Source organism: Maridesulfovibrio sp. (assembly GCF_963666665.1).
GTDB lineage: Bacteria > Desulfobacterota > Desulfovibrionia > Desulfovibrionales > Desulfovibrionaceae > Maridesulfovibrio.
In genome coordinates this window covers 3,320,001-3,344,756 of the sequence record NZ_OY762999.1, presented here as the reverse complement: position 1 = coordinate 3,344,756, position 24,756 = coordinate 3,320,001, and the positions used below count along the sequence as shown (strand labels likewise).

The 24,756-nt window shown below is 47.5% G+C and carries 25 protein-coding genes, 2 tRNA genes and 2 pseudogenes (1 of these 29 cut by a window edge); 18 read left to right on the top strand and 11 right to left on the bottom strand.

The features are described from left to right. Nucleotides 1–242: 242 nt before the first annotated feature. Nucleotides 243–1,616, bottom strand: coding sequence for a glycerate kinase (locus ACKU40_RS15395; RefSeq protein ID WP_320173672.1), 1,374 nt, complete (start codon nt 1,614–1,616; stop codon nt 243–245). A gap of 119 nt (nt 1,617–1,735) precedes the next feature. Further along, a complete protein-coding gene (locus ACKU40_RS15390) occupies nt 1,736–2,437 on the bottom strand; it encodes a FadR/GntR family transcriptional regulator (RefSeq protein WP_320173671.1) in 702 nt (233 codons plus the stop codon). Between the two features lie 269 nt (nt 2,438–2,706). Between ACKU40_RS15390 and ACKU40_RS15385 the strand changes: the two are divergent. Then, a pseudogene (locus ACKU40_RS15385) lies at nt 2,707–4,652 on the top strand (methyl-accepting chemotaxis protein). Nucleotides 4,653–4,749: 97 nt separating this feature from the next. Here ACKU40_RS15385 and ACKU40_RS15380 read toward each other — a convergent pair. The 3 genes from ACKU40_RS15380 to ACKU40_RS15370 all read right to left on the bottom strand — a co-directional run bounded on the left by ACKU40_RS15380 (nt 4,750) and on the right by ACKU40_RS15370 (nt 5,829). Next, nucleotides 4,750–5,409 (bottom strand): class I SAM-dependent methyltransferase, encoded by a 660-nt coding sequence (locus tag ACKU40_RS15380; RefSeq protein WP_320173670.1) that lies wholly within the window; start codon nt 5,407–5,409, stop codon nt 4,750–4,752. A 146-nt stretch (nt 5,410–5,555) separates the two neighbouring features. Continuing rightward, a tRNA-Lys gene (locus ACKU40_RS15375) sits at nt 5,556–5,631 on the bottom strand. A 122-nt stretch (nt 5,632–5,753) separates the two neighbouring features. Then, nucleotides 5,754–5,829 (bottom strand) — tRNA-Lys (locus ACKU40_RS15370). A 272-nt stretch (nt 5,830–6,101) separates the two neighbouring features. Between ACKU40_RS15370 and ACKU40_RS15365 the strand changes: the two genes are divergently transcribed. The 13 genes and pseudogenes from ACKU40_RS15365 (at nt 6,102) to ACKU40_RS15305 (ending at nt 18,232) form a co-directional block, all read left to right on the top strand. Further along, complete coding sequence (locus tag ACKU40_RS15365; protein ID WP_320173669.1) at nt 6,102–7,367, top strand: AMP-binding protein; 1,266 nt, start codon at nt 6,102–6,104, stop codon at nt 7,365–7,367. A 7-nt stretch (nt 7,368–7,374) separates the two neighbouring features. Then, nucleotides 7,375–8,553, top strand: coding sequence for a ChaN family lipoprotein (locus ACKU40_RS15360; protein WP_320173668.1), 1,179 nt, complete (start codon nt 7,375–7,377; stop codon nt 8,551–8,553). Between the two features lie 20 nt (nt 8,554–8,573). Continuing rightward, nucleotides 8,574–9,398, top strand: coding sequence for a bifunctional DNA-formamidopyrimidine glycosylase/DNA-(apurinic or apyrimidinic site) lyase (gene mutM, locus ACKU40_RS15355; protein ID WP_320173667.1), 825 nt, complete (start codon nt 8,574–8,576; stop codon nt 9,396–9,398). 6 nt (nt 9,399–9,404) lie between these two features. Continuing rightward, complete coding sequence (gene murJ / locus ACKU40_RS15350) at nt 9,405–10,925, top strand: murein biosynthesis integral membrane protein MurJ (protein WP_320173666.1); 1,521 nt, start codon at nt 9,405–9,407, stop codon at nt 10,923–10,925. Nucleotides 10,926–11,126: 201 nt separating this feature from the next. Continuing rightward, nucleotides 11,127–11,756, top strand: coding sequence for a methyltransferase (locus ACKU40_RS15345; RefSeq protein ID WP_320173665.1), 630 nt, complete (start codon nt 11,127–11,129; stop codon nt 11,754–11,756). Nucleotides 11,757–11,904: 148 nt separating this feature from the next. Further along, nucleotides 11,905–13,245 carry an AAA family ATPase gene (locus tag ACKU40_RS15340; RefSeq protein WP_320173664.1) on the top strand — a complete coding sequence of 447 codons (1,341 nt, stop codon included), beginning with the start codon at nt 11,905–11,907 and terminating at the stop codon, nt 13,243–13,245. Beyond that, nucleotides 13,235–14,188, top strand: a complete 954-nt coding sequence (locus ACKU40_RS15335) for a metallophosphoesterase (RefSeq protein ID WP_320173663.1) — start codon at nt 13,235–13,237, stop codon at nt 14,186–14,188. The genes ACKU40_RS15340 and ACKU40_RS15335 overlap by 11 nt, the downstream gene beginning before the upstream one ends. Further along, the gene (locus ACKU40_RS15330; protein WP_320173662.1) at nt 14,175–14,492 is read left to right on the top strand and encodes a hypothetical protein; all 318 of its coding nucleotides are present in this window, start codon (nt 14,175–14,177) and stop codon (nt 14,490–14,492) included. The genes ACKU40_RS15335 and ACKU40_RS15330 overlap by 14 nt, the downstream gene beginning before the upstream one ends. A gap of 48 nt (nt 14,493–14,540) precedes the next feature. Next, nucleotides 14,541–15,191, top strand: a complete 651-nt coding sequence (locus ACKU40_RS15325) for a hypothetical protein (protein ID WP_320173661.1) — start codon at nt 14,541–14,543, stop codon at nt 15,189–15,191. A 114-nt stretch (nt 15,192–15,305) separates the two neighbouring features. Next, nucleotides 15,306–15,560, top strand: a pseudogene (fliN, locus tag ACKU40_RS15320) (flagellar motor switch protein FliN); the annotation flags it as partial. 152 nt (nt 15,561–15,712) lie between these two features. Then, a complete protein-coding gene (locus tag ACKU40_RS15315) occupies nt 15,713–17,305 on the top strand; it encodes a glycosyltransferase family 39 protein (RefSeq protein WP_320173660.1) in 1,593 nt (530 codons plus the stop codon). A gap of 263 nt (nt 17,306–17,568) precedes the next feature. After that, entirely contained in the window at nt 17,569–17,826 is a 258-nt protein-coding gene (locus tag ACKU40_RS15310) for a helix-turn-helix domain-containing protein (RefSeq protein ID WP_320173659.1), read from the top strand. 22 nt (nt 17,827–17,848) lie between these two features. Next, complete coding sequence (locus ACKU40_RS15305; RefSeq protein ID WP_320173658.1) at nt 17,849–18,232, top strand: hypothetical protein; 384 nt, start codon at nt 17,849–17,851, stop codon at nt 18,230–18,232. 101 nt (nt 18,233–18,333) lie between these two features. Here ACKU40_RS15305 and ACKU40_RS15300 read toward each other — a convergent pair whose 3' ends face one another. Continuing rightward, nucleotides 18,334–18,990 carry a DUF2959 domain-containing protein gene (locus ACKU40_RS15300; protein WP_320173657.1) on the bottom strand — a complete coding sequence of 219 codons (657 nt, stop codon included), beginning with the start codon at nt 18,988–18,990 and terminating at the stop codon, nt 18,334–18,336. A 124-nt stretch (nt 18,991–19,114) separates the two neighbouring features. Then, nucleotides 19,115–19,699 (bottom strand): peptidylprolyl isomerase, encoded by a 585-nt coding sequence (locus tag ACKU40_RS15295; protein ID WP_320173656.1) that lies wholly within the window; start codon nt 19,697–19,699, stop codon nt 19,115–19,117. A 161-nt stretch (nt 19,700–19,860) separates the two neighbouring features. Between ACKU40_RS15295 and ACKU40_RS15290 the strand changes: the two genes are divergently transcribed. After that, nucleotides 19,861–20,268 (top strand): bacteriohemerythrin, encoded by a 408-nt coding sequence (locus tag ACKU40_RS15290; protein ID WP_320173655.1) that lies wholly within the window; start codon nt 19,861–19,863, stop codon nt 20,266–20,268. A 72-nt stretch (nt 20,269–20,340) separates the two neighbouring features. Here the strand turns inward: ACKU40_RS15290 and ACKU40_RS15285 are convergent, their stop codons facing one another. From ACKU40_RS15285 to ACKU40_RS15270, 4 genes are all read right to left on the bottom strand, one after another. After that, complete coding sequence (locus ACKU40_RS15285) at nt 20,341–20,691, bottom strand: Hsp20/alpha crystallin family protein (RefSeq protein ID WP_320173654.1); 351 nt, start codon at nt 20,689–20,691, stop codon at nt 20,341–20,343. Nucleotides 20,692–20,703: 12 nt separating this feature from the next. After that, nucleotides 20,704–21,117 (bottom strand): Hsp20/alpha crystallin family protein, encoded by a 414-nt coding sequence (locus ACKU40_RS15280; RefSeq protein WP_320173653.1) that lies wholly within the window; start codon nt 21,115–21,117, stop codon nt 20,704–20,706. A gap of 191 nt (nt 21,118–21,308) precedes the next feature. Continuing rightward, nucleotides 21,309–21,740: a peptidylprolyl isomerase gene (locus ACKU40_RS15275; RefSeq protein WP_012765657.1), complete on the bottom strand. Its 432-nt coding sequence runs from the start codon at nt 21,738–21,740 to the stop codon at nt 21,309–21,311. A 64-nt stretch (nt 21,741–21,804) separates the two neighbouring features. Continuing rightward, nucleotides 21,805–21,990: a Trm112 family protein gene (locus tag ACKU40_RS15270; protein WP_320173652.1), complete on the bottom strand. Its 186-nt coding sequence runs from the start codon at nt 21,988–21,990 to the stop codon at nt 21,805–21,807. Nucleotides 21,991–22,087: 97 nt separating this feature from the next. On the opposite strand from ACKU40_RS15270, the gene ACKU40_RS15265 reads away from it, so the two are divergent. The 3 genes from ACKU40_RS15265 to ACKU40_RS15255 form a co-directional block, all read left to right on the top strand. Then, nucleotides 22,088–22,945 carry a PHP domain-containing protein gene (locus tag ACKU40_RS15265; protein WP_320173651.1) on the top strand — a complete coding sequence of 286 codons (858 nt, stop codon included), beginning with the start codon at nt 22,088–22,090 and terminating at the stop codon, nt 22,943–22,945. 19 nt (nt 22,946–22,964) lie between these two features. Further along, nucleotides 22,965–24,245, top strand: coding sequence for a peptidase U32 family protein (locus ACKU40_RS15260; protein WP_320173650.1), 1,281 nt, complete (start codon nt 22,965–22,967; stop codon nt 24,243–24,245). A 221-nt stretch (nt 24,246–24,466) separates the two neighbouring features. After that, nucleotides 24,467–24,756: the 5' portion of a CBS and ACT domain-containing protein gene (locus ACKU40_RS15255; RefSeq protein ID WP_320173649.1), read on the top strand. Its footprint extends 388 nt past the window's final position; the window shows 290 of its 678 coding nt (coding positions 1–290); it begins with the start codon at nt 24,467–24,469; its stop codon lies off the right edge, out of view.

Here is a 24,756-nt window from a genome sequence, read left to right as displayed (position 1 = left end):
TAGCATAGTTCAGCCTGAGTAGGGGAGATAATCTTTGAAAACATTTTTAGGCTATCGCTGTTGGTGTGGGGGCGAGATATGTGCAAAAAAAGAGAGTGAGTACTGATTATAATAAATAGAATAGGTTGCACTCCGGTTAAATGGAAGCTAAAGGAAGTGCTTGCTCCTATGTTGGAAAGAAGACCACTCCCTGGGGAAGTGGAAGAATGGAAGTGGCCTTCTTTTCAGCGGAATCCCGCCAACTACTTAACGATCAGCAATTGGACGTCGCAGACGTTAGTGTTGGTGGGGCCTGTTTTGAACAAGGCTCCTACCATTTGAAGGAAGTGGTAGGAGTCGTTGTTTTTTAAATATTCGGCAATGGAGAGTCCCTTTTCACGGGCTTTTTCCAGAACCGCTGAGTCGGCAAAACCGCCGGCCGCATCAGTGGGACCGTCGTTGCCGTCAGTTGACGCGGCGAGGAAGTGAATGGATTCACCGTTACGCTCATCCTGTCCCAGCCGCATAAGAAATTGTAGGGCCATTTCCTGATTACGGCCGCCCTTGCCGTTCCCTTTCAGGGTAACCACTGTTTCACCGCCCACGATTATGCAGGCCGGTTTCTTTTCCAGCAGTTCCCATTCACGTTCATCCTGAGCCACAGCCCAGAGCATATCTGCAGCATTTGCAGCCTCTCCCTGTAAACGGGAAGTCAGCATACGAACATTGTAACCAAGTTCCTCGGCTTTATCGCGCGCACCGAGCAAAGCAATGCGGTTGGTACCGATGAGAATGTTTTCGGCCCTGATTTTACTGAATTCATCCTTTTTCAAGGTTTCAAGCAGCTTGCCTGTGTTGCCCAGCTCAAGTGCTTTGACAACGTTGGCCGGGATTTTATCGCGCAGTTCGTAATTATCAATGATGGACATGGCATCACAATAAGTACTGCGGTCATAGCTGGTCAGGCCGGAAGCTATGGTGTCGAGATTATCTCCGACAACATCAGAAAGAATGAAGTTCAAACTGCGGGCCGGACGCAGGCAGCGCAAAAGCCGTCCTCCCTTGAGGGATGAAAGATGTTTGCGGATGCAGTTGATCTCGCTGATATCTGCACCGCAGGCCAGCAGGGCCTTGGTGGTATTCTGCTTGTCCTCAAGGGTTACTTCGATTTTCTCCCCGTCCACTTCGGCATGCATGGGACTGGAGAGCAGGGCGGAACCGCCACCGGAAACAAGGTTGATAACCAGTGTTTTGTCGGTGGTGGAGCAGGCCAGTTCTTCGATTTCACGGGCTGCGCGGACACTGTTGTCGTCCGGAACCGGGTGGGCTGCTTCAATGGTTCTGATAAATTTGAGTTCTTCGGTGTGCCCGTATTTAACTGAGATCAGGCCGGATTCAATGCGTGAACCTAAAATTTTTTCAATGGCAAGGGCCATTTTAGCGGTAGCCTTACCGGCACCGATAACAACAATGCGCTCAAATTCCTGAAGATCAACAACTACATCACCCTCGTCCATGGCGACAGTCAGAATCTCCTTTTCAAGGGAAACCCTGTTGGTGATGATTTTATATGGATCAACGCGGTCCAGTGCTTCGGCGAATATCTGCCGGAGATGTTCCTGTTCGTTGGTCATCATAATGTTATTCCTCAGTTCCGTTTTTTCAAAAGGCAATGCGTGTCTCCGCCATATGCAACCTTGCCGCATGCAGGGTTGCAACACCTTCCGGCAGAGAATGCCCGCTAGCCGCGCATTGCCTATTTATTCAAACCGGCATCACCCAGTGCTTTCAGGGCTTCGCGTAAATGCGAAGTCATGAGCTGCGCGGCCAGTTCGCCATCTCGGTTCTTGATTGCGGCCAAAATCTCTTCGTGTTCTTTCAAGCTCTTATTGGGCTGTCCCGGAATTTTCAGGGGAGCTTTCCAGCCTTCAATCATTGATTTGTACAGGGCATCCATAATGGATGAGAGTACCTTGTTGCCCGTGGCTTTGCCGATTAAACGGTGAAATTCCGCATCAACCATAATCGCGCGGGGCAGGTCCTCTTCTTCAACTGTTTTCTTGAATTCCTCGTGGGTCTTTAAAAGCTCCTCAAAGTCTTCGTCGGAAATTCGTTCTGAAGCCATGCGGGCCGTGCTGGGTTCCAGCAGAGAGCGTACTTCAAAAAAGTGGCGCAGAGCTTCGTAATTGTCAGTCAGCCAAGTGGAGAGGGGGCTGAAAATATCCCCTTCGTAGCTCTTCACAAAAGCTCCGATTCCGGGCTGCGTTTCGATGAATCCCTTAATCTCCAGAATTCTAAGTGCTTCGCGGATAGATCCCCGGCCTACCTGCAGTTCCTTCATGAGCTGACGCTCGGAAGGGAGGGGCTCGCCTTCGGCAAAAGTCTTGTTCTGAATCAGCTCTTCCAGTTGATTGGCTGCTGTTTCTGAAACTCTGACTTTCTTGATGGGTTTAAACATTTTTGCGCACATATAATAATTCTAGTCTCTTATGTCGTGGAGACAGGCATTCCTTTTCATTGGTCTGACATCTTACTGTCTACTGGTCCTACCAGTACAACTGAGAGGTAAAATAGTCAAGTAAAGCCTTGGTTCAAGGGGGTAGAATGACGGAAAATATATTTTTTTGTATTCCTTTAGATAGTTCAATGTGTTAGATTGTGAGAATATGGGGGGTAAGTATTCACGACGGGGTGTGTGCTTTATGGTGCTTTAGAGGAGAGTGTACTATGAACTGGAAGAATTTAAGATTAGCCTATAAATTTGCTATAGGCTTTGGGGCTGTATTGTTGTTGCTGGTTCTGCTCGGAGGGTGGTCCATATCCGGGATCGGAACAATTGTGGGGAATGCAGAAGAGGTTATTGCTGGTAATAAGCTTCGGGGGGATTTCGTTCAGAAGATTGTCGATCATCTGAACTGGGCCAATGAAGTGAACCGGTTGCTGACAGATAAGGATGTTCACGAAATTGATGTTCAGGCTGATCCCCATAAGTGCGGTTTCGGTAAATGGTACTACAGTGAAGATCGCAAGAGAGCGGAGAATTTGGTTCCTGAAATCAAGCCCTTGCTGGCTAAGATCGAAGAGCATCACAACAAGCTGCATAAATCAGCCATTGCGATTGAAGAAAAGTATGAGAATGTAGATCCGTCCATGGGCAGCTTTTTAAGGGAAAAGAAAGTCGATCACCTTAACTGGATGGTTGCTGTCTTGAACCAGCTCATGACTCCTGGGTCCAAGGCCATAACTGTTCAGGGTGATCCCCACAAGTGTGGATTGGGTAAATGGCTTTACTCCGCAAGGGTAAAGGAGATGGGCAGGGAGCATTCTGAATTCGGGTCTCTTCTGGAAAAGATATACGAACCGCATACGCAGCTGCACGATACGGTTAAAGTCCTTAATTCATATCTAGCGCGCGGGGATAGAGAAGGAGCTCAGAAATATTTCTCCGACAGTGTTGAAAAGTATGCCGGCCAAACTTTAGGCAGAATTGAGGATCTTATTCAGTGGCATGAAGGCGAATCGAAGCTGCTTGCAGAGGCTGTAGATATTTATGCAACAGTTACGGTCCCGGCACTTAAGCAGATTCAGTCCATATTGACCGATGTGCGCAAGACTGTTGCCGAGAACATCATGACCGATCAGCAGATGCTTGATGCCGCAGCCTCAACCAGACAGATCATAATTATTGTCAGCCTTGTTGCGGTGGTTATCGGTATTCTTATGGCTTGGATTATCGCCAAGGGAATTTTAGTACCCCTGAATAAGGGCTTGGATTTCGTAGCTGCTGTAAGCGTAGGCGATCTTTCTGCCGACGTGGACCTTGAGCGTAATGATGAACTCGGCAAACTCGCGGATGGAATGCGCAACATGGTACATAGGTTGCGTAATGTTGTCGGTGAGGTAAATAGTGCCTCCGACAGTGTGGCAGCGGTAGTGAGGAGCTTTCCGCTTCAGCAGAAAGTCTTTCACAGGGTGCCACAGAGCAGGCTGCATCTATTGAAGAAGTTTCATCATCCATGGAAGAGATGGCAGCCAACATTAAGCAGAATGCTGAGAATGCTGTCCAGACCGAGGGGGTTGCAGAGAAATCTCAGGCTCAGGCTTCCCAGAGTGCTGAAGCTGTAGGTGAAGCAGTGCAGGCTATGAAGAGCATCGCTGAGAAGATAATGATTATTGAAGAGATTGCCCGTCAAACTAATTTGCTGGCGCTTAACGCAGCCATTGAAGCAGCAAGGGCAGGGGATCACGGTAAGGGATTTGCAGTTGTTGCCGCCGAAGTCCGCAAGCTTGCCGAGCGTAGTGGTATAGCTGCTGCTGAAATCAGTGAACTCTCTTCATCTTCTGTTGTTGTGGCGGAAAAGGCTGGAACGATGCTTCAGGAATTAGTGCCCAGTATCAGCAGGACAGCTGAGTTGGTACAGGAAATTGCAGCAGCCAGTAACGAGCAGAATAGTGGTGTAATTCAGATTAATAAGGCTATACAACAGCTTGATACTGTTATTCAGCAGAATGCTTCAGCATCTGAAGAAATGGCTTCCACTTCAGAAGAGTTGTCCCGTCAGGGGCAGCTTTTGCAGCAGGCCATGTCTTTCTTTAAGGTAAGCGGTGGGCCTGCTCCCATGCTTCCCGCCGGTAGCTCTTGGTCTAAGGATGATGGGTTCGACAGGTTCTAAGTAGAGAAAGTTGTTCCGGTAAAATAATATAAAAGAAGGGTATCAATTAATAAATTGATACCCTTTTTATTTAAATGAAATTAAAATTTCGGAGCTATTATTTGGAGAGCTTTACAACTACGTTGGCCATGCCCACTTTTTTCAGCATCTGGTATCTTGTTTCCGGAGTGCTGATTTTTTCAATGGCTTTTTCAATGGCCAGATAGAGGGGCATGGGAGCTGTGCAGCTTGTATGTCCAAAGAAAGGCTGAACCTTGAATCCGGCTTTGGTGCCGAGTTCGGAAATGCTGCGGTATGTGGGCAGGCCGATGTGTTCCGGGATATGTTGGCGGACGTTGTAAAGGTGCGGAGCGCGGATGTAGAAGATGCCGCCTTTTTCCAGCATTTCATGCATGGCTTTGAGATGGTCTCCCTGCAGCTCGTAGGGCAGGTGTTCAAACATATCAAAGGAATATGCTATATCGAATTTTTCATTGAGAGGCTTGGTGGCATCAAGGGGTAGGCAGCGGACGCCTGCATTGTGCCTGTCTGAAAGGATCTGGGTTTGGCTTACATTTGTTTCCGAAAGATCGGTGGCGGTGACCTCTTTTCCTTTCAGGGCGAAGAAAACAGCTGAAGAACCAAAGCCGCACCCGACTTCAACGGTTCTGGTTTTTTCATTGTTTAAAATGGCATTAAATAATGATCTAACCTTATTCGGGTATTTGCCTTTGAGGTAGTTGGCAATGTGTTTTTCTTCGTTATTCATATCCAGCATATAGCGGCTCTCATTTTATATGTTGTGGGGAATAAATGAAGCGTCACTGTCATTATTTTTGTTGTATTAGTCAAGTTTTTTGAGCTCTTGACCACAACAGAAAAAGGGCATTTCATCTAAGGATGAAATGCCCTTTTCTTTCAAAATGGTGGGTCGTGCTGGGCTCGAACCAGCGACTCTCTGCTTAAAAGGCAGATACTCTACCAACTGAGTTAACGACCCGTATATTTTAAAGCGCGTCTATCAAGATTATCAAGTTGCTTGAAGCTTGTCAAGAACTTTCAACGGGTTTTGATAAACCGCCATTTTGAAAAAGAACTTCCGCTAATCTGCGGAGTGTTTGCTGGTGGGTCGTGCTGGGCTCGAACCAGCGACTCTCTGCTTAAAAGGCAGATACTCTACCAACTGAGTTAACGACCCTCTCCGTGCGAACGAAGAAGCTTTTATCCAGACAGCACTTCTCTGTCAACTAAAAAAATGAAAAAAGTTTATTTTTTCTTGTTTTGGTGTTAGAATCTTTCCTCTTCAATATACTCTGCTACTGTGAAGTATTGCGCTGATTGAGTGTATCTTACTGAAATAAATGTATAAATAGTAAAAAAGTTGACAAATATGTTTTGTTTTCATATATTGGCTAAGCTGAATGAAGTGCCGACACTTATTTAGCAATAAATTATGGAGGAAACCTATAAATGACTCGTAAAGACCGTACCGAAGGCATCTATAGCCGTCGTGAAGTTCTTGATGAAGGTGAAAGACGCCAATATTGCGCGTTGCAGCTTAAAGAACTTCTGACCTATGCCTACCGTTATTCTGAAGACGTCAAAAAACGTTTCGACAGAGCACAGTTTCAAGTCGATAAGTTCAAAGAACTTTCCGATCTCAAACATATACCTATATTAAAGAAGAAAGAACTGATCTTCCTGCAGTCCATGGGACCCCGTCTCGGCGGATTGCTGACCAAAGACCTCGGCGAACTTCGCCGTGTCTTCCTTTCCCCCGGTCCCATCTTCGATCCCGAAGACCGTTCCGATGATTACTGGGGATGGACTGAAGGTTTCTACGCTGCCGGATTCCGTTCCGGTGACGTAGCACAGGTTACTTTCAACTATCATCTGGCTCCTGCCGGACTTATGTTTGAAGAACCCCTGCGCAATCTTAACTGCGCAGTTGTTCCCGCTGGCCCCGGTTCCACCAACAGCCAGCTTGAAATCATGCAGAAACTGCGTGTTACCGGTTACGTCGGTACTCCCAGCTATCTTATGCACTTGGCTCAGAAGGCGGAAGAAGCCGGCCTGAACCTGCGGAAGGATCTGTATCTTGAAGTCGCATTTGTCACCGGGGAAAAATTCTCCGAGAAAATGCGTTCCGATCTGGAAAAGAAATTCGACCTGATCATGCGTCAGGGTTACGGAACCGCAGACGTCGGTTGTATCGGTTACGAGTGCTACCACAAGAACGGCCTGCACATCACTAACCGTGCTTTTGTTGAAATCTGCCATCCCGATACCGGTATTCCGCTCAAGGACGGTGAAGTAGGTGAAATCGTAATCACCGCTTTCAACAAGACCTACCCCCTGATCAGACTCGCCACCGGCGACCTGAGCTACATTGACCGCACTCCATGTGCCTGCGGCCGCTCCACACCACGCCTCGGTAACATCGTAGGACGCGTGGATACCACTGCACGCATTAAGGGTATGTTCGTATACCCCCATCAGGTGGAACAGGTCATGGCTCACTTCGAAGAAGTCAAACGCTGGCAGATCGAAGTTACCAACCCCGGCGGCATTGATGAAATGATTCTCAATATTGAAGTTTCCAACTTCAAGCGTGAAGATGAGCTGCTGCACATGTTCCGCGAGAAAATCAAGCTGCGCCCCATCCTCAAGGTTCTGACTCCCGGCTCCCTGCCTCCGCAGATCAGGCCCATTGAAGATAAGCGTAACTGGGATTAGCCCGGGTATGACTTTTAATACCGACAACAAGTGCGCAAGGGCCATTCTGGTCCTTTGCGCACTTTTTTTTGTGCTTGGCGGTTGTGTGAAGAAAAACATTCCACCAGAAATGGCGGTTTCTTTTCTGCCTTGTTCCGGGGATTACATTGATTCTGTCGGCGATCAGCTTCCATTCGATAAGCTTATAGTTGAGGCCTCAAAAGCCGACTATGTGCTTATCGGCGAAGGGCATACCTCCATCTGTGACCACAAGGCTCAGTTTGATATTCTTGAAGGTGTGACCAGCGGGCACGCTAAGGTTGCCATAGGCCTTGAGATGGTAACCGCTCAGAAGCAGGATATTCTTAATCGGTTCAATCTCGGCCAGATTCCGGTCACGGAGTTGCCCAAGGAACTTGATTGGGAGAACGGTTGGCGTTTTGACTTCAACATGTTCAAGCCTATTTTTGAACTGGCGGAAAAGCGCAGGCTGACCGTTGCCGGATTGAATTTCCCTTTTCGTGTGGTTAAAGAGGTGCGTGATAAAGGACTTGAAGGGCTTTCCCCGGAAGACAGGGCTATGCTGCCGGAAAAAGTAATCTCTTCCGCTCCCGAACAGGAGGAGGGATTGAAAGAAGTCCTCGCCATGCATCAGGACCGCGATGCCACAGATCCAAAGCAGATTGAGCGTTTTTTTCTAGTCCAATCCCTTTGGGATACAGGTATGGCGGAAAAGGCTGTGCAGTTGCGCCGAAGTTCCGGCCATCCGGTGGTCATTCTTGCCGGGGGCGGACATGTAGAGCACGGCTGGGGCATTCCGCGCAGGCTGAAAGTACTTGACCCGCAGGCCAAGGTTATGACCATCATGCCTTGGCGGGGTGATGAATTTTATCCCACAGCCGCGGATTCATTCTTTTATTGTCCGCCGTCTTATGAAAGTCGCATGGGCATGACCATTGAAATTCGTCAGGGCAGGGCGGTGATCACCGCTGTTAAGCGAGACCGCAAGGGTTACAAGAAAGGCTTGCGTCCCGGAGATATTATTGCCAAGGCGCAGGGAATTCCTGTAACCAGCCTGACTGCCATGCACATGGCCGGGTCCAAGGCCCATAAGGACGACAAGCCGCTGATCTTCACCATTGATCGTCGTGGCAAGATTTTCGACCTTGATATGGGCAGACTGACCCGCATGAAGAAAGATAAATAAGATATTTCAGGAAGTGTAAAATGCCAGAATTGCCGGAAGTAGAAGTAATATCCCGTGGTCTTGCCAAATCTCTTGAAGGGAAGACAATTGAATCTGTTAAAATTCTCAACCACAGTTCTGTCAAAATGCCGTGGTATCTGTTCTCCTCCCGCGTAGCCGGGGAGAAGATTACCCGTATCCACCGTCGCGCCAAGTTACTGATCATGGATCTTGGCGAAGATTTGCATGTAACTTTTCACCTTAAGATGACCGGACGGGTTTTGGCCCATGATGGCCCAACCACCCCCGAGACGCACACCCGAGTTGTTTTCGGCCTTACCGACGGCGGTTCAATTGAATTTCACGATACCCGTAAGTTCGGGGAAGTACGTGCTTTGAACAATGAAGAGTTGCAGGAATGGGATTTTTATAAGAATCTCGGTCCCGAACCGCTGGAAGTAACTGCCGAAGAGCTTGCCGAACGCGTTTCAGGACGTAAGGCGCAGATCAAAGGCTTGCTGCTCAACCAGTCCGTAGTGGCCGGTTGCGGAAACATTTATGCTGACGAATCCCTGTTTCGGTCCGGCATTCATCCCAAGGCAAAGGCATCCGATCTTTCCAATGAATCTCTGGTAAGGCTCTTCACTGAATTGCAGACCGTACTTAAACAGGCTATTCAGGAAAACGGCAGTTCCATCCGTGATTATGTGGATGCTGGTGGTGATGCCGGAGGATTTCAGAATAGTTTTAAAGTTTATGGCAAGAAAGGTGAACCTTGCCCCGACTGCGGAAAGACTTTTGAAGGCGCTACTGTCGCAGGGCGAACTTCCACTTTTTGCAGCAATTGTCAGAAAATGAAGGATTAGGGGGCGATGACCGCTGAATCTAGTAAAATAGTCCGCAACGCCTCGGTAGTAGCCGGGGCGACTTTGCTTTCAAGGGTCCTTGGCTTTGTCAGGGACCTTATTGTTGCATTCGCGTTGGGCGCTGGCCTGCCTGCAGATGCATTTTTTGTTGCCTTTCGTATTCCCAACCTGTTGCGCAGGCTGTTCGGGGAAGGTTCCCTGACCATGGCTTTTGTTCCGGTTTTCAGCCGGGTGCGTAAGGAGCAGGGAGATGGCGCAGCCTTTGAAATGGCAAGATCATCCATGCTTTGGCTGCTGCTTATTCTTGGCGCACTTACCGTACTGGCAATTGTCGGAGCTAAATACATTGTGCTGCTCATTGCTCCCGGATTTATCGGAAATCCAGAGTTGATGTCTCTTACAGTTGATTTGGTAAGAATCTGTTTCCCTTATGTGATTTTTATTTGCGGTGTTGCGCTCTGCATGGGCATCCTGAATAGTCTGGGCCATTTTCTGGCTCCGGCACTGGCCCCGTGCATGCTCAATATAGCCCTAATCGGAGCGGCGTTGATCGGTTATTTTACCGGAAACAGCGTGGCTCTGTTTATGGCTTGGGGTGTGCTTATCGGTGGCGTGTTGCAATGGATGCTGCAACAGCCCTATCTTAAACGTATCGGGCTGCACTGGCGCGGTAAGGCCGAGCTTGATAATCCCGGCGTTAAACGTATGGGTAAACTTATGCTGCCCACAGTGCTTGGAGCGGCGGTCTATCAGATCAATGTTGTTCTGGGGACTTTGCTGGCTTCGTTTCTGCCTGTGGGATCGGTGTCCTACCTTTATTATGCTGACCGACTTGTGCAGTTTCCGCTGGGTGTTTTCGGTATCGCTGTAGGTACAGCGGCTCTGCCTAGTCTGGCAAAGCTGTATGTGGAAGGCCAGCACGATGATTTCGCCAAGACTCTCAAGCAGAGTGTCGGTTTGATCCTGTTCATTTCCCTGCCTGCTATGGCTGGATTGGTTTCCCTTGCCGAGCCGCTTATCGGTTTGCTTTTTCAACGTGGGGCTTTTGATGCACAGGCGGTGACAGCGACTTCTCAGGCGCTAATGGCTTACGGAATAGGTTTGCCGTTCATTGCCATGTCCCGCCCGTTGGTTTCAGCATTTTATGCACAGGAAGATACCCGGACTCCGGTCAAGGTTGCTATCCTTTGTTTGCTGGTTAACGTCGGCGCAGGTTATCTGCTCATGCAGCATATCGCCCATGTGGGGCTGGCCTTGGCGGTTTCGCTTTCCTCCATGCTCAACTGTCTGCTGCTTTCAATTCTTATGGGGCGCAGGACTGGGCTTATTCCGGTACCGTTTGCAAGTGTGGCAAAGAGCGTGCTGCTCAGTGCATTGATAGGAGCAGGGGCGTGGTACAGTGCCGGTTATGATGTTTTCTGGTTCGCACTTATCCCGGTTTGGATGGCAGTGTATGGATTCGGTTCGCTGCTGCTCAAGTCAGATGATGCCCGGATGCTGATTGGAGCATTAAGAAGAAGGATTTGATGCGTTTCGCGATTGTTATGAGTTGGTTATGCCTCCGGCGGCTTAAACCCTTTTGCAAAAGGGTTTAAGAATCCCAAAAACTTTTATTAGTTTTGGTTTGTTCTTATGCCTGAAATTTCCAGAGAATATTTTCCTCGTGGGTTAGTTCAACCTGAAACGGGTTTTAGATTTTCCACTGATTCTTTATTGATAAGCAGCTTTGTGTCTGTTCCTAGTCGGGCGCGTGTGCTTGATCTTGGAACAGGCAGCGGGGTGATTCCGCTGGGCATCATGCTGCGGCATCCGGATAAAGGGCTGACTGTTACCGGGCTGGAAATTAATCCGGAAATGGTTGCGGCTGCTGAGGAGAATGTGCAGCGTCTGGGCTTTGCTGATGAAATAGGCATTGAGCAGGGCAATGTCTGCACAACGGATTTTGCGCCAGCCGGGAGTTACGATCTGGTGGTTTCCAATCCTCCTTACCGTAGCGAGGGCAGGGGCAAATCCTGCCCGGATGAAGATCGCAACAAGGCCCGATTCGAGGTTGATTGCGATCTTGATGCATTTGCTGCAACGGCTTCACGTATGGTCCGTAATCGGGGGCGGGTCTGCTTTGTATTTCTCGCAGAACGGCTGACCGAGTTGGTGGAGTCCTTCACCCGTCACAAGTTGGAACCTAAGCGCATGAAATTTATCCACGGGCGTATAGATTCCCCATCAAAAGTAGTGATGCTTGAAGCTGTTAAGGGCGGTAAACCGGGGCTGATTCTGGAGTCGCCTGTGATTTTATTTGAAAAAGATAATTCCTTAACTCCATCTTCAATTGAATACTGCCCATTCATTGCAAAGTAGGTCATCCATAGGTAAAGAATTAGCAGAACAAATTTCAAAGGCTGCTCTTAGTTAACAGAGCGAAGCCTATTAAAAGATTTTTAAAGGTGGAGTCCAGAGGGGGAAAACTTTTGCAAAAGTTTTCCCCCTCTGGTCGCCGAAGGCATAAATGATCAAAAAAATCTTATTAAAAAATTTCTTGGCCCATGCGGAAACCGAGATTGAGCTAGGTCCGGGCATGACCGTGCTGACCGGTCCTAACAATAGTGGTAAATCTTCCATTGTTGAGGCCTTGCGCTGCATTGCCACTAATCCGTTGCCGAAGCATTTTATCCGTCACGGGGCAAAAAAGGCCCGTGTTGAATTGGAAATGGATGACGGCGTTCGTGTTGCGTGGATTCGTAAAAAAGCTACTGCGTGGTACGAAGTGCTGCGTCCCGGCGAAGAGGAATGGGAAGTTTATGCCAAATTCGGGCGCAATACCCCGGAAGATATTTTGAACATCCTGCGCCTTAATCAGGTTCCGCTGGAAGGCGGCAAATCACTGGATGTACACATCGGCAATCAGCGTAACCCAATTTTTCTGCTCGACCAGCCTTCGTCTGTTGCTGCTCAGTTTTTTGCTTCGTCTTCGGAAGCGTCACATTTGCTGGCCATGCAGACCGAACTTAAAAATCGGGTCCGTGCAGCCAAGCGGGAGAAAAGTTTTCAGCAACAGAAACTTGATGAAATCCGTGCTGAGCTTGATGAACTGCAAACTCTGCCCGATGTAAATCTGGAACTTGAAACCGCCCGCGAACTGAAAGGGCAGATGGATGTTCTGGATAATGAAATTCCGGCGTTGGAAAAATATCTGCAGCGTAAGGGCGAGCTTGAAAATTATAAAACAAGCCTCGGCGCGCGGGAAAAAGAATTGTCGGAATTGAAGGAAGTGCCGGAACTTTTCCCTTCCACACCCTTGGAGCGGGTAGTTTCGGGCATGGAACGTTTGCGTCGTCATGGGCAGAACCTGAAAGCAAGGTCTGAATCTCTTAATGGATTGCAAGCTCCGCCGGAGCTTTTTACTGTTCAGCACCTTGAAGCTAGCCTTGCGAGGCAAAACCAACTTACTTTTGCAGAAGAAAAGAACAAGGCGCGACGTAAGGTGCTGGAACCGCTAGAATCTCCACCGCAGCTCGAAGATGTTACCGCTCTTTCCTCAACGATCCGCAATGTGACCCGTAACTCTTCTGTTCGGGACAATATTTTACGCCGTGCTGCTGTTTTGGCTCCGTTAAATGATCCGCCGGAACTTCATGATTTTTCCGGTCTTATGCAGATGATGAACAATCTTTCCTCTTTGCGCACAGCGCATGCTGATGCGCAGTACCGTTTGATCGAGCTCGAAAAGTCCGAAGCTGACCTCAACCGTAAAATTGAGCTCCGTCTGGCTGAAATCGGGAATTGCCCGCTCTGCGGCGGTGATCTTGATGCTAAAAAGTTGATCGGGGAGGGACTCCATGAGTCTTGAGCAAGTAAAAGCTAACGGGCTTTTCCTTATCGGGGACCCTCATATAGCCTCCACTCCTCCGGGCCAGCGGCTGGGAGATTTTGCTGCGGACGTACTGGCTAAGCTGGAGGCCTGTTTCGAGCGGGCAGCTGAATTGGACATGATCCCGCTAATCTTAGGTGATCTTTTTCACTGGCCGCGCGATAACGGCAATTCCTTGCTGGTGGATATGATTGGGCTGTTTGGTAAGTATAGGCCGTTTGTGCTGGTGGGGAACCATGATAAATATCAGGCTCGCTTCACGCCGGATGTTTCTATGGCCGTGCTTGATGCTGCCGGAGTTATCAACCTGATCAGCGAACAGGGTCCGGCTTTTGAACTTGAGACTCCGCAGGGGCTGGTGTTGATTGGGGCATCTCCCGATTCTACGCCAATTCCCAAGGAATTTGATCGCGAAGACGATAAGTATATTAAGGTTGTCTGGGTGACTCACCATAATATTTCTTTTCCCGAGTGTGAGAAAAAGCAGCACGTAATTAAGGAAAAAACGGGGATAGATTGGATTATAAACGGGCATATTCACCGCCCGCGTGAATCCATCACCACCGGAATGACCACTTGGGCTAATCCGGGAAATATTAGTAGATTGGTATTTTCCAGACTGGCTCTTGAGCGCAAGCCGCAGGCAGGAATCTGGACTCCGGATTGTGATGATCTTGATAAATGGGAAATTCCACATCGTGACTTTTACGAAGTATTCCCTAATCAGGATTTCCTGCCCGAATCCGAAGATGCCGCAGCAGCCGAATCAAAATTTTTACAGGGCCTTGAGCGTCTTGCATGGAAACGAACCCATGAAGGCGAAGGACTTAAGCAGTTTTTAACAGATAATATCGACCCGGAAGAGCCGGAAAGTACACTCATCTGGGAATTGTATACGGAGGTTACCGATGGCAATGGGTAATGGAATGAATAATGGCGCAAATCAGTCGGTAAATGGCCTTGAGCAGGAACTTAATCTGCTCAAAGATCAGCATAAATGGTTGCATGATAAGAAAATTAGAACTGAGCAGGAGCTTGCCAGTACTACCAGCCAGCTTGCCGCGCTGGAAGAAGAAGCTAAGGCACAGTACGGCACCAGCGATCCGCAGGAGTTGAGTAAGCTTTTGGAAGAGAAAAAAGCGGAAAACGCACGTTTGGTTACAGAGTATCGAGCTCATATCATGTCAATTAAAGAAGGCCTGGATAATTTGGAAGGCAATAATTAATGCCTCCGGTGGCCTAAATCCTTTTAATAGTTTTGGTTAGTTCTTACTATGAAAGATAGTGCGAATGAAATTATTCCAACTTTGGACTCCTTAGAACGCAGAGCAGATCGCTTAAGTGCTAAGGCAAGTTCTCGCTTGGACGATTGGGTGTTTTTGCGCGAAGAGGGCCGCAAGATTGATGAATTTCTGGAACTTGCTCCGGGTGCGGCTGATCGGCTGGAAGAGCTTTCCACCGCTTTGTTCGGGGAACTTTTGAGTGAGCTTGAAACCAACCTGACTCATGCTATTCGTGAAATTCTTGGTCAGGATCGTGAAGTTAAGGCCGTTGCCTCTATCCGTGATAAAAAGCTGCAGGTTGATTTCCAGATTTTAAATCAGGGCGGCGAAGAAGATATCATGGTCGGGCAGGGCGGCTCGGTTTGCAATATTTTATCTGTGGGTCTGCGGCTTATTGCTCTGTCGCGGCTTAATCCCGAAGCGCACAGGCCGTTTCTGGTGCTTGATGAGCAGGATTGCTGGTTGCGTCCTGACCTTGTGCCCGGATTCATGGAATTGATTAGGACCATTGCAGAGCGGCTGGGCTTTCAGGTCCTTGTTATCAGCCATCATCCTTTGGATTTGTTTTCCGAAAGTGCGGATGCAATTCTGGCTTTGCAACCACAGAAAGAGGGTGGGCCGTCTGTGGAAAGGGTTAAGTAAGGGGCTGAAATTAAAGAGCTGGTCTTTTGCTGGTTGTTTGCAGATTTTTGCTGTATCCTGCCTTCAGTTAATCAAGTTTTTTAGCGGAGTTTATATAAAATGGCTGAGCAAAGTCTGAAACGCATTCTGGACATTCCCCTTGAAGTTAAAGTTGAAATGGGGCGGACCAAGCTTTTGGTCAACGAGATTATCCAGTTCGGTCAGGGTACGGTTATCGAGTTACATAAACTGGCCGGGGAACCGCTGGATATGTACGTTGAAGGCCGCTTGGTTGCACGTGGTGAGCTTGTTGTAATCAATGAGAATTTCGGATTCAGGGTTACCGAGATCATCAAGCCCGAGGACAGGATCAAGAAGCTGGGACTGTAACCGGGGCCAGACGCAATCCGGGAAAAGTTTTTTTGAATGCTCCGCCCCCTGCTAACGGGGGCTTTGTTTTTGGTATTATCTGCCGTAAAACGGGCTGTTGTTTTCTTATGCAGCCTCGGATAAGAAGTTTCCTCGCAAGGAGGTCACATTAAGTGTCATCGTTAAATGATTCGTTTAAAAGTAAGCCCGTAATCTGGGCTGTTGCCATAATTTTTATCAGTACTTTTGCCCGCCTCTGGTTTCTCGGAACTGGGCAGCTCAACCTTGTGCAGGATGAATCTCAATATTGGGATTGGACCCGGCACATGCAGCTTACCTATTATTCCAAAGGTCCGCTCATCGCCTGGATTATCGGGCTCTGGACTTCCGTGTTCGGCAATACTGAATTCGGGGTCCGTTTCGGCTCGGTTGTCGGTTCTCTGCTGACCCAGATTGTGCTTTTCTGGGGTGTGGCTCGCATGTGGCAAAGACCTATTGCCGCGATCTGGACCTTGATCATTTACAATTCCATGCCGGTATATCTGGCCCTTGGAATTTTGATGACCACGGACAACCCATTTATCCTTTGCTGGAGTTGCGCGCTTTTTGCTTTGTACAAGGCTTCCATTCCGCATCCTCCGGGACTTGAAAGAGATTCCAATGAGTCGCAAACCAAACCTTTTTTCCTGATCAGTATTTTCTTTGGAATTGGAATTCTGGCTAAGTACACCATGCTCGGTTTTGCTGGTCTTGCGGTTATGTACGGACTGCTGCTCATGCGCAGGGAAAGGTTGCCGCGCGGATTCTGGCGGAAGCTGTCCCTCTCGCTGGCAGGTGGTATTTTCCTTGGGTTCCTGCCTACATTGATCTGGAACATGCAGAATAATTTTGTGGGTTACAAACATGTTCTGCATCTGGTCGGTGCTTCCGGAAACAAGGCTTCCCACCTGTTGCGTTTCGATCGTTTTCTGCCGTTTTTTGGTGAGCAGGTCGGTATGGCTACCCCGTGGTGGCTGGTATTTATGTTCATCGGCGGATTTGCTGCTTTAGCTTTTGTTCTCAAAGGTAAAGGACGCAACCTGATGAACCTGAACCATAGGCAGAGCGCACTGCTTTCCGTGTTTTTCCTTCCTGTCTGGGTTTTCTTTTTTCTTTGGAGTTTCCATGCCAAGGTACTCGGCAACTGGGCTGTCATATCATATGTCAGCGGAGTGATGATTGCCGGTTTTGCTTTTGAAAGTTTCTGGGGTCGCAGAGGCCGTTTTCGCTCTTTATGGATGTCTTTGAGCATCGTGATTTTCGTGGTGCTTCATTTCCAGAATCTTGTTCCTTTGCCGGACCATCTTAACCCCACCCACCGTCTTAAAGGTTGGACTGACCTCGGTCAGCAGGTGGTGGAGTTGGAAAAAACTCAGTTCAAGGACTCCTCCAAAGTTTTTGTCATGAGTGATGAGTACGACATGACAGCGGCTTTGGCTTTTTATGTGCCGGGGCAGCCCCGTACTTATTGCGCATGGATCGATCGGCGTATGAATCAGTATGATCTTTGGCCCGGTCCTCTGGATAAGATCGGTTGGGATTGCGTATATGTGATTAAAAAATTCAATAGCAATACCAATGAAGAGATGAAAAAGATGTTTAAGCGGGTAAGTTCGCCAATCCATATTCAGACTACTTTCCGTGGGAAACCGTCCAGAAAATTCACAGTCTATCTCTGTTACGATTACAACGGTTACTGGCCGCGTGATCCCCGACTGAGATTCTAGACTATCTCTTAAAAAATCTAAAAAAGTCCTTTTGGTTCAACCGGAAGGGCTTTTTTTGTGTTTTTTTAAAAAAAATACAAATTAATTTTCAACCTGAGATTGTAGATGCTTTTCATTCGGATGTCTGTTTCTTGTTATTTTCTTTGTAATTTCGGTTAATTTAATGGTTGTTGGAGTATTGTGGCAGAAACAAAGAGACATGAATGCATTTCTTTGACATTTTTTGACAAATAGTGTCATAACGTCTACATCGTAGTGTAATTTTGAAAAATCAGGACAAGGCTTTGACTCCCTCGCCTACGCTATACACGGTACGTGAGATTGCCGACACGCTGAGAATCCATCCGAGAACTGCCTATAGGCTGGTTCAGGAGGGAAAAATTCGCGGTATCAAGGTCGGTAGCCAGTGGCGTGTGCCGGAAAGTTCCCTGCTGGAATATATTGAATCCGGTTTGCAGGCGGCTCCCAAGAAAGGGAAGGGTGAGAAGCAAGGTTCTGAGCAACTGAAACTGCCCATTTGAGAAACATCGGTGGACAAGGATCATGAAAAAGTCAGCTGCCCTTAAAAGGGTGACTCTGGAAAATGATTTTGGCGGCCAGATTTCCTTTGTCGGAAAACTTGAAAATGAATCCCTCAATTACAATGAGGACAGCGGGGAGCTGGTATCTGAAAAGATTTACAGTACCGAGAAGGGGCGCACAGGCTATTCCATTGCTACCAGAAATGGTGAGGAGCGAGACAAAAGGGCTTATCTGATGGAAGATCAGGGTGAAACCTGTATAGTGTCCAATGGCTCCATTCTGTTGGGGCTGGATACAGACGTGATGCTTACCTTTTGCGCTCAGGCTCTGGCTGAGCAGGCTGCAACTAAATCTGAAGATGAACTGGAATTTGTAAAAAAACAGCTGCAGGTAGTTAACGGTTAAATCGTTTTCGCAGCACTGGATTAACAAGCGCGAAAAGAAATCCCCGGAGTAGGTTACTTCGGGGATTTTTTGTTTCAAAGTTCAATGACAGTTTGCCATTCTTAATTCTTCTTTAATTCCTTGATAAAAGCGTCGGCTTCATCGATTGAACGCTGCATTTCCTTGATCAGTCTGCCGATGTCTCCTTCAAGGGTATTAAGCTCAGATTTGAGAGATGCAATAGCCTGAGCATTCAGGTTGTGCTTCAGGTAGAGCACCTGATCGCGGAAAACATTAAGTACCGGATCAATTTTCTTTTCAGCCTTGCGCATGGCGGAGAGCAACCGCTTGAATTTGCTCTTGGTCTTGGAAAGTTTTACCCGGCTTTCATTGCGCAGTTTTTTGCTGGTGTACTGGTCAAGTTCAGCATTCCATTCATCAAAAAGATCGTTCCCGACTTCTTCGACCGCATCAATTCTCTTGCGTACTTTAAGTGCTGCAGCTTCGCTGTTTTCATATTCGTCGTTGAGGCGTTCGTATGTTTCCTGAAGATCGCCGCCGTGGAAGCCGGTCAGGGCACTGAATTTATCCAGCGCACTCTTGAACTGTTCACTGGCTTCTTCCTGTGACTCACGGGCTTTTTCAACATTTGAAACAAGGATATCCCGCTTATGGTAGCCGAAACTTTCCATGGTCTTGTAATAAGCAGACTGGCATCCGGCCAGTCCCAGTGTCAGGGCGATTATGAGTAAAAGGGCTATTTTATTCTTCAGGTGCATGAAATTTCCTCCGGGAATGTTTTTAGAAGCTTGGCACAGTCATAAAATTTCAGGGTGGTGTTGTCAAAAAAATACCCTGCCACATGGTGACAGGGTATTATAAATAACTAAACTTAACATCTGCTTACTGCTTAAGTTCTTCAGCCTTGATGATGGTAATGGGTTTTACCGGGACATCGCTATGAGGGCCTTTGCGGAAGGTTACGGACTTGGCGATCTTGTCGACAACCTTTTTGCCGCCGATGACTTTGCCGAAAACCGCGTATCCCCATCCGGACCCGGATTCGGACTTGAAGTTAAGGAAATCGTTGTCCTTAACATTAATAAAGAACTGGTCTGTGGCGGAGTGGGGATCATTGGTGCGGGCCATGGCAATGGTATATTTGTCATTGTAGAGGCCGTTACGGGCTTCGTTTTCAATGGGAGCGTGGGTGGCTTTCTGTTTCATGTTTTTGTCGAAGTTGCCGCCCTGAATCATGAAGCCGTCAATTACGCGGTGAAAGATGGTTCCGCTGTAATGTCCTTCATTTACGTAGCGCAGGAAGTTTTCCACAGTAACGGGAGCCTTGGCTGCGTCCAGTTCGAGCACGATGTTACCCATGCTGGTCTGCAGTTGTACGAAAACTTTGGAACCGGCTGCGTTAGCGGTTCCAGCAAAAAGGGCCACACAGAAAAGGGAACTTACCAGCAATATCTTGATAAATTTCATTTTTAATTTCCTCCTTAAAAGGGTTTCTTGCGGTTTACCAGAAACGGTCTTTGCGGGCAAACCTGATATGGCAGTAATAGGTGTTTATTGGGCTCATCAAAGGGTGCATAGTCTTAAGGTTGATAATCTATTGGATGAATAATTTCTAGATAGGAGTTGGAATGCCGATTTTGGAATGGAATGATGGTTATTCGGTCGGGGTAAATATTATAGATAAAGAGCACAAGCAGCTTGTTGCCATGATTAACAAGGCTTATGACTCGGTTAAAAATATGGAAGAGGAGAAGGTTCTCAAAGTTCTGGTAAAAGACATGTGCGATTATGCGGTAAGCCACTTCTCCACAGAGGAAAGGTTTATGGAGAAATATGGTTATCCCGCTTATGAAGAACACGAAAGAATGCATCATGACTTTACTGTGAAGGCAGAAGCGCTCGATCTGTTGGTAAAATCGGGGAATCCTGTTGAGCCGGTCAAGGTTTTTAAATATCTCGCTGACTGGCTGCGGAATCATATTTTGAAAACAGATAAGGACCTTGGCAAATTTTTGAATGAAAAAGGCGTGAAGTAGTTTTTAAATTGAAAAGGCTCCCTGTGGCAAAGGGAGCCTTTTTCGAGGGGTGTATGAAGGAGTGGGGTAATTTTATTCGCTTGTGATTTGTATCTTACGGGGTTGAACTTCCGGCATTTTGGGCAGGAATAGTTCGAGCACGCCGTTTTTCAGGTTGGCTTTGATGTTTTCGCGGTCAACAATATCAGCGATGGTGAATCTACGGGTATATTCGCCTTCGCAGAATTCCTGATTAATAAATTTTTCATCTTCGCCCAGTGCTGCCGCTGCTTTTCCTGAGACAATCAGGGTGTTTTCATCAAGGTCTATTGCAAGTTCATCCTTGCTTACGCCGGGCAGGTCAACATACATGTAAAAGCCCTGTTCGCTTTCAATAATATCAGTTGCGGGACTGAATTTTTCAATATTTCTTTCAGTAGTCATATTAATCCTCCTTTATTCAACAGTAATTCCGACTTTTCTGGGAACGGAAGCTTCAGTTTTTGGAAGAGTAATATTCAAAATTCCATCTTTTGTTGATGCAGTGATTTTGTCTACGTCAACAGTAGTATTGATAGATACAATTCTTTGGAATACTCCAGAAGGCCTTTCCTGACGAAAGTATCTTCCTTCTGGAAGTTTGCGTTCTCCTTTGAGTACAAGATCTTTATCTGTAACTGTTATTTCCATGTCCTCAATGGAAATTCCCGGTACTTCCGCACGAATATATATATTGTTTTTATCCTCAACGATATTTAACGGAGGGTATGATGCCTTTCTTCGTCTGTTGTGATGAGGATTAAAGACGTCGTTGAATATTTTATCAAATTCATACGGAAAGTTATAGAATGAACCAAAATCGATAACCATAAATAACCTCCTGTTTTCTTCGTCTGCATTACAAATATGCATTCGGTTTAGGTTGTCAACATTGGCAAAATAAAATTTTATATAAAAAATCTAGTATGTGTCTATAAGTGCTTGATATAATTAAAAAATCCCCGCAGGGCAGTTCCTGCGGGGATTTAATATTTCTCAAATGGGCGCTAGACCCATGGAAATTAAGCCATAATTTCAAGTAGCTCAATCTCGAAAATCATGGTCTGTCCGGCGAGGGGGTGGTTGCCGTCGAGGACAACTTTCTCGTCGGATACGGATTTAATTGTTACGTTGGTAACACCCTGGTCGGTGTTAACCTGGAGCATCATGCCCACTTCGGGGTTGATTTCAGGCGGAATCTGGTTGCGGTCTACTTCAAAAGTGTGTTCTTCGTGGTAGGGGCCGTAGCCTTCTTCGGGGCTGATGGTAGCTTTTACCTTTTCACCAACGGAAAGGCCTTTGACAGCGTCTTCAAAACCCTTGATCAGCATGCCCTGACCGAGAACGATCTCAAGAGGTTCGCCTCTTTTGTAAGAGGAATCAAATTCGGTACCGTCTTCGAGGGAACCGGCATAGTGGACGCGGATTTTGTCGCCGTCTTTGGCTTGGGACATGGAAACTCCTTGTGGTGTCGCGGTTAGCCAAAAAGGCTGTTTCCCGCATTGTTTGGATTTGTACTTATTTATTTTCCCACTGGTCAGCGGGAACAGCTTCATCAACGAGCATGATCGGTATTTCGTCTTTTACCGGATAGATAACATTGCAGGCATCACACTTGAGTCCTGTTTCACCGGGTAGAAGGTCCAGCTCGCTTTTGCATTTAGGACAGACGAGTATGTCGATCAGTTCTTTATTCAGAGTCATAAAGGTACTCCTTGCACATTGTTTGATCCCTACCCTATAACTATAGAAAAAGAATTCCTCAACCCCGCATTTTTCTGCGCTACCACCGGAGATTATTATGTCTGCCATCGATCTGCACACCCACTCCACCGCTTCAGACGGAACATTTACTCCTAAGGAACTTGTTAAGGCCGCAAAAGAAGCCGGACTCACTGCCATTGCCCTAACCGACCATGACACCATGGCAGGTTTGCCTGAAGCCCTTGAATCCGGGGTAAAGTCAGGTGTGGAAGTTGTTCCCGGCTGTGAATTAAGTGTTGAAAGCAAAATAGGGGTTTTACATATCGTGGGACTTTGGGTGGACCCGTATTCTGAGCGCTTGAAGCGTGTTTTTGATGAAGTCCGTGCGAGGAGAATTGAGCGCAATGAAGCTGTTGTAACTAAATTGCAGAAACTCGGCTTTGACATCTCTATGGAAGAGGTGCAGGGTCAGGCCGCCGGAACCCTCGGCAGGCCGCATATGGCCCGGGTTATGTTCCAGAAGGGGTATGTGAAGAGTTTTGATGAAGCTTTTGACGAATATCTGGGCAAAAAAGGTAAGGCTTATTATCCCAAGAACAATATTTCAGCTGAAGAAGCCTTTAACCTGCTGCGTTCGACTGACGCTACACCTATTCTTGCCCATCCGTTTTTGCTCAGTACTAATGAAGAAGAACTGGATCGTGAAGTAGGGCGTTTAAAGGAAATGGGGTTGCAGGGAATTGAAGTTTACTACAGTTCACACACCATTGAGATGACCGGAATCGTCAAGGGGCTGGCTCGCAAATATGATTTGCTGCCCAGCGGAGGTTCTGATTTCCACGGCTATGTAAAGCCGGATATCAAGCTCGGTAAGGGTACCGGAAATCTTTTTGTGCATCACAGCGTACTTGACGGGATCAAGGCCTTCAGGCAGTCCAGAGGATTCAAAATTTAACACTATTATTAATCTTGCTATGAATACATCTACAGAAAATAAAACAGACAATCCTGATATTGCCCGTCCGATCCTTGGTGAAATGCCGGAACTCCTTTGTCCTGCCGGTAATATGGAAAAACTCGAAACCGCTGTGACCTATGGTGCTGATGCGGTTTATCTCGGGGCAGGGGATTTGAACCTGCGTTCTGCCGGGGCTGGGTTCAAGTGGGAAGAGCTTCCCGCTGCCTTTGATCTCTGCCGCAGTAATAATGTTCAGGTTTACTTCTGTGTTAATGCTTATCCTAAGGAAAAGGACCTCGCCAAGGTTCGCGCTGATCTTGAAAAGCTGGCTGAATGTCCTCCGGACGGACTGATCATTGCCGACCCCGGCGTGCTCATGCTTGCTGCGGAAGTCTTGCCGGATATCCCGGTGCATATCAGCACTCAGGCTAATACCGGAAACAGCGAAGCTGCGAAATTCTGGCAGAAGTTCGGAGCTTCAAGGGTCAACCTTGCACGCGAGCTTTCCGCCGCCGATGTAACTGATATTGCCGGTAAATGTCCTGAAATGGAGCTGGAAATGTTTGTGCACGGGGCCATGTGCATGGCGATCTCCGGCCGTTGCTTCCTGAGTGCATGGCTTAATGACCGTTCTGCAAATATGGGCCGTTGTACCCATCCCTGCCGTTTTGAATACAAGGCTACCGGACTGCGGGTGGAGGAAAAGACCCGTCCCGGGCAGGATGTTTGGGAAGCGGTTGAGCATGACGGACATACTGAATTTTTTGCAGCGGAAGACCTCTGTCTTGTGCATTACGTGCGCATGCTGGCCAAGCTGGGGATCGCATCATTGAAGATTGAAGGGCGGACCAAGAGTTCTTCCTATCTTGCGCAGGTTGTGGATGTGTATCGCACAGTCATTGATAAAGCCAAAGAGGGTGGTTCTCTGCCCGGAAATGCTATGGATGAACTTACCAATGCCGCCACACGTCCTCTGACTACAGCTTTTTTCAAGAAATCAGGTCCCAGCACTATTGCCCAGCCTCCGTCCAAGGAGGAGCGCAAACCAGTTGTGGGGCGTGTGCTGGAACTGCGTGAAGATGGAAGCTGGCTCATTTCCGTAAAAGCCCGCTGGGAAAATGATTGTGATGTGCATATTATTGTTCCCGGTTTGGAGCGTCCTCTTGTTAAAGCAGGAGGTTATTCCTTTGAGGCTACTAATGGTGAACCAAAGGATGTTGTTCACTCCGGTACGCTGGCTGTTCTGCATTGTGATAGTCCTGAAATCGGACCGGGCTTGTTTTTCCGCAAGGCCTGATCTCTTCAGCTGTCTGGTAGATCCATCGATGAATAATATTCTCTTGCCGAAATGCATGATCGCGGCTTTTTAAGTTTATGATCATTGACCGCAGACCTTTGTTTATATAATCATATAAGTAAGAAAATGGAGAAAGTTAGTATCAAGCGGAATTGAACTGCATTGTTCAGCTGATCATCTTATAGAAACATCACAGGCCGACGGCCCCAAGGAGGTTCCCTATGCTGGTTAAGAACTGGATGTCCAAGGACGTAATTACCCTGACCCACGACCGTTCAATGATGAAGGCTTCCAAGCTGATGAAGGACAACAACATCAGCAGGCTGCCTATTGTGGACGAAGAAGGCGTGCTGGTAGGCATCGTTTCTGACCGGGACATTAAGGAAGCTTCCCCCTCTAAGGCCACTACCCTTGATATGCATGAACTCTATTACCTGCTTTCCGAAATCAAGGTAAAGGATATCATGGCCCGCAAGGTTCTAACTGTATCTGTTGATGATACGGTGGAAAA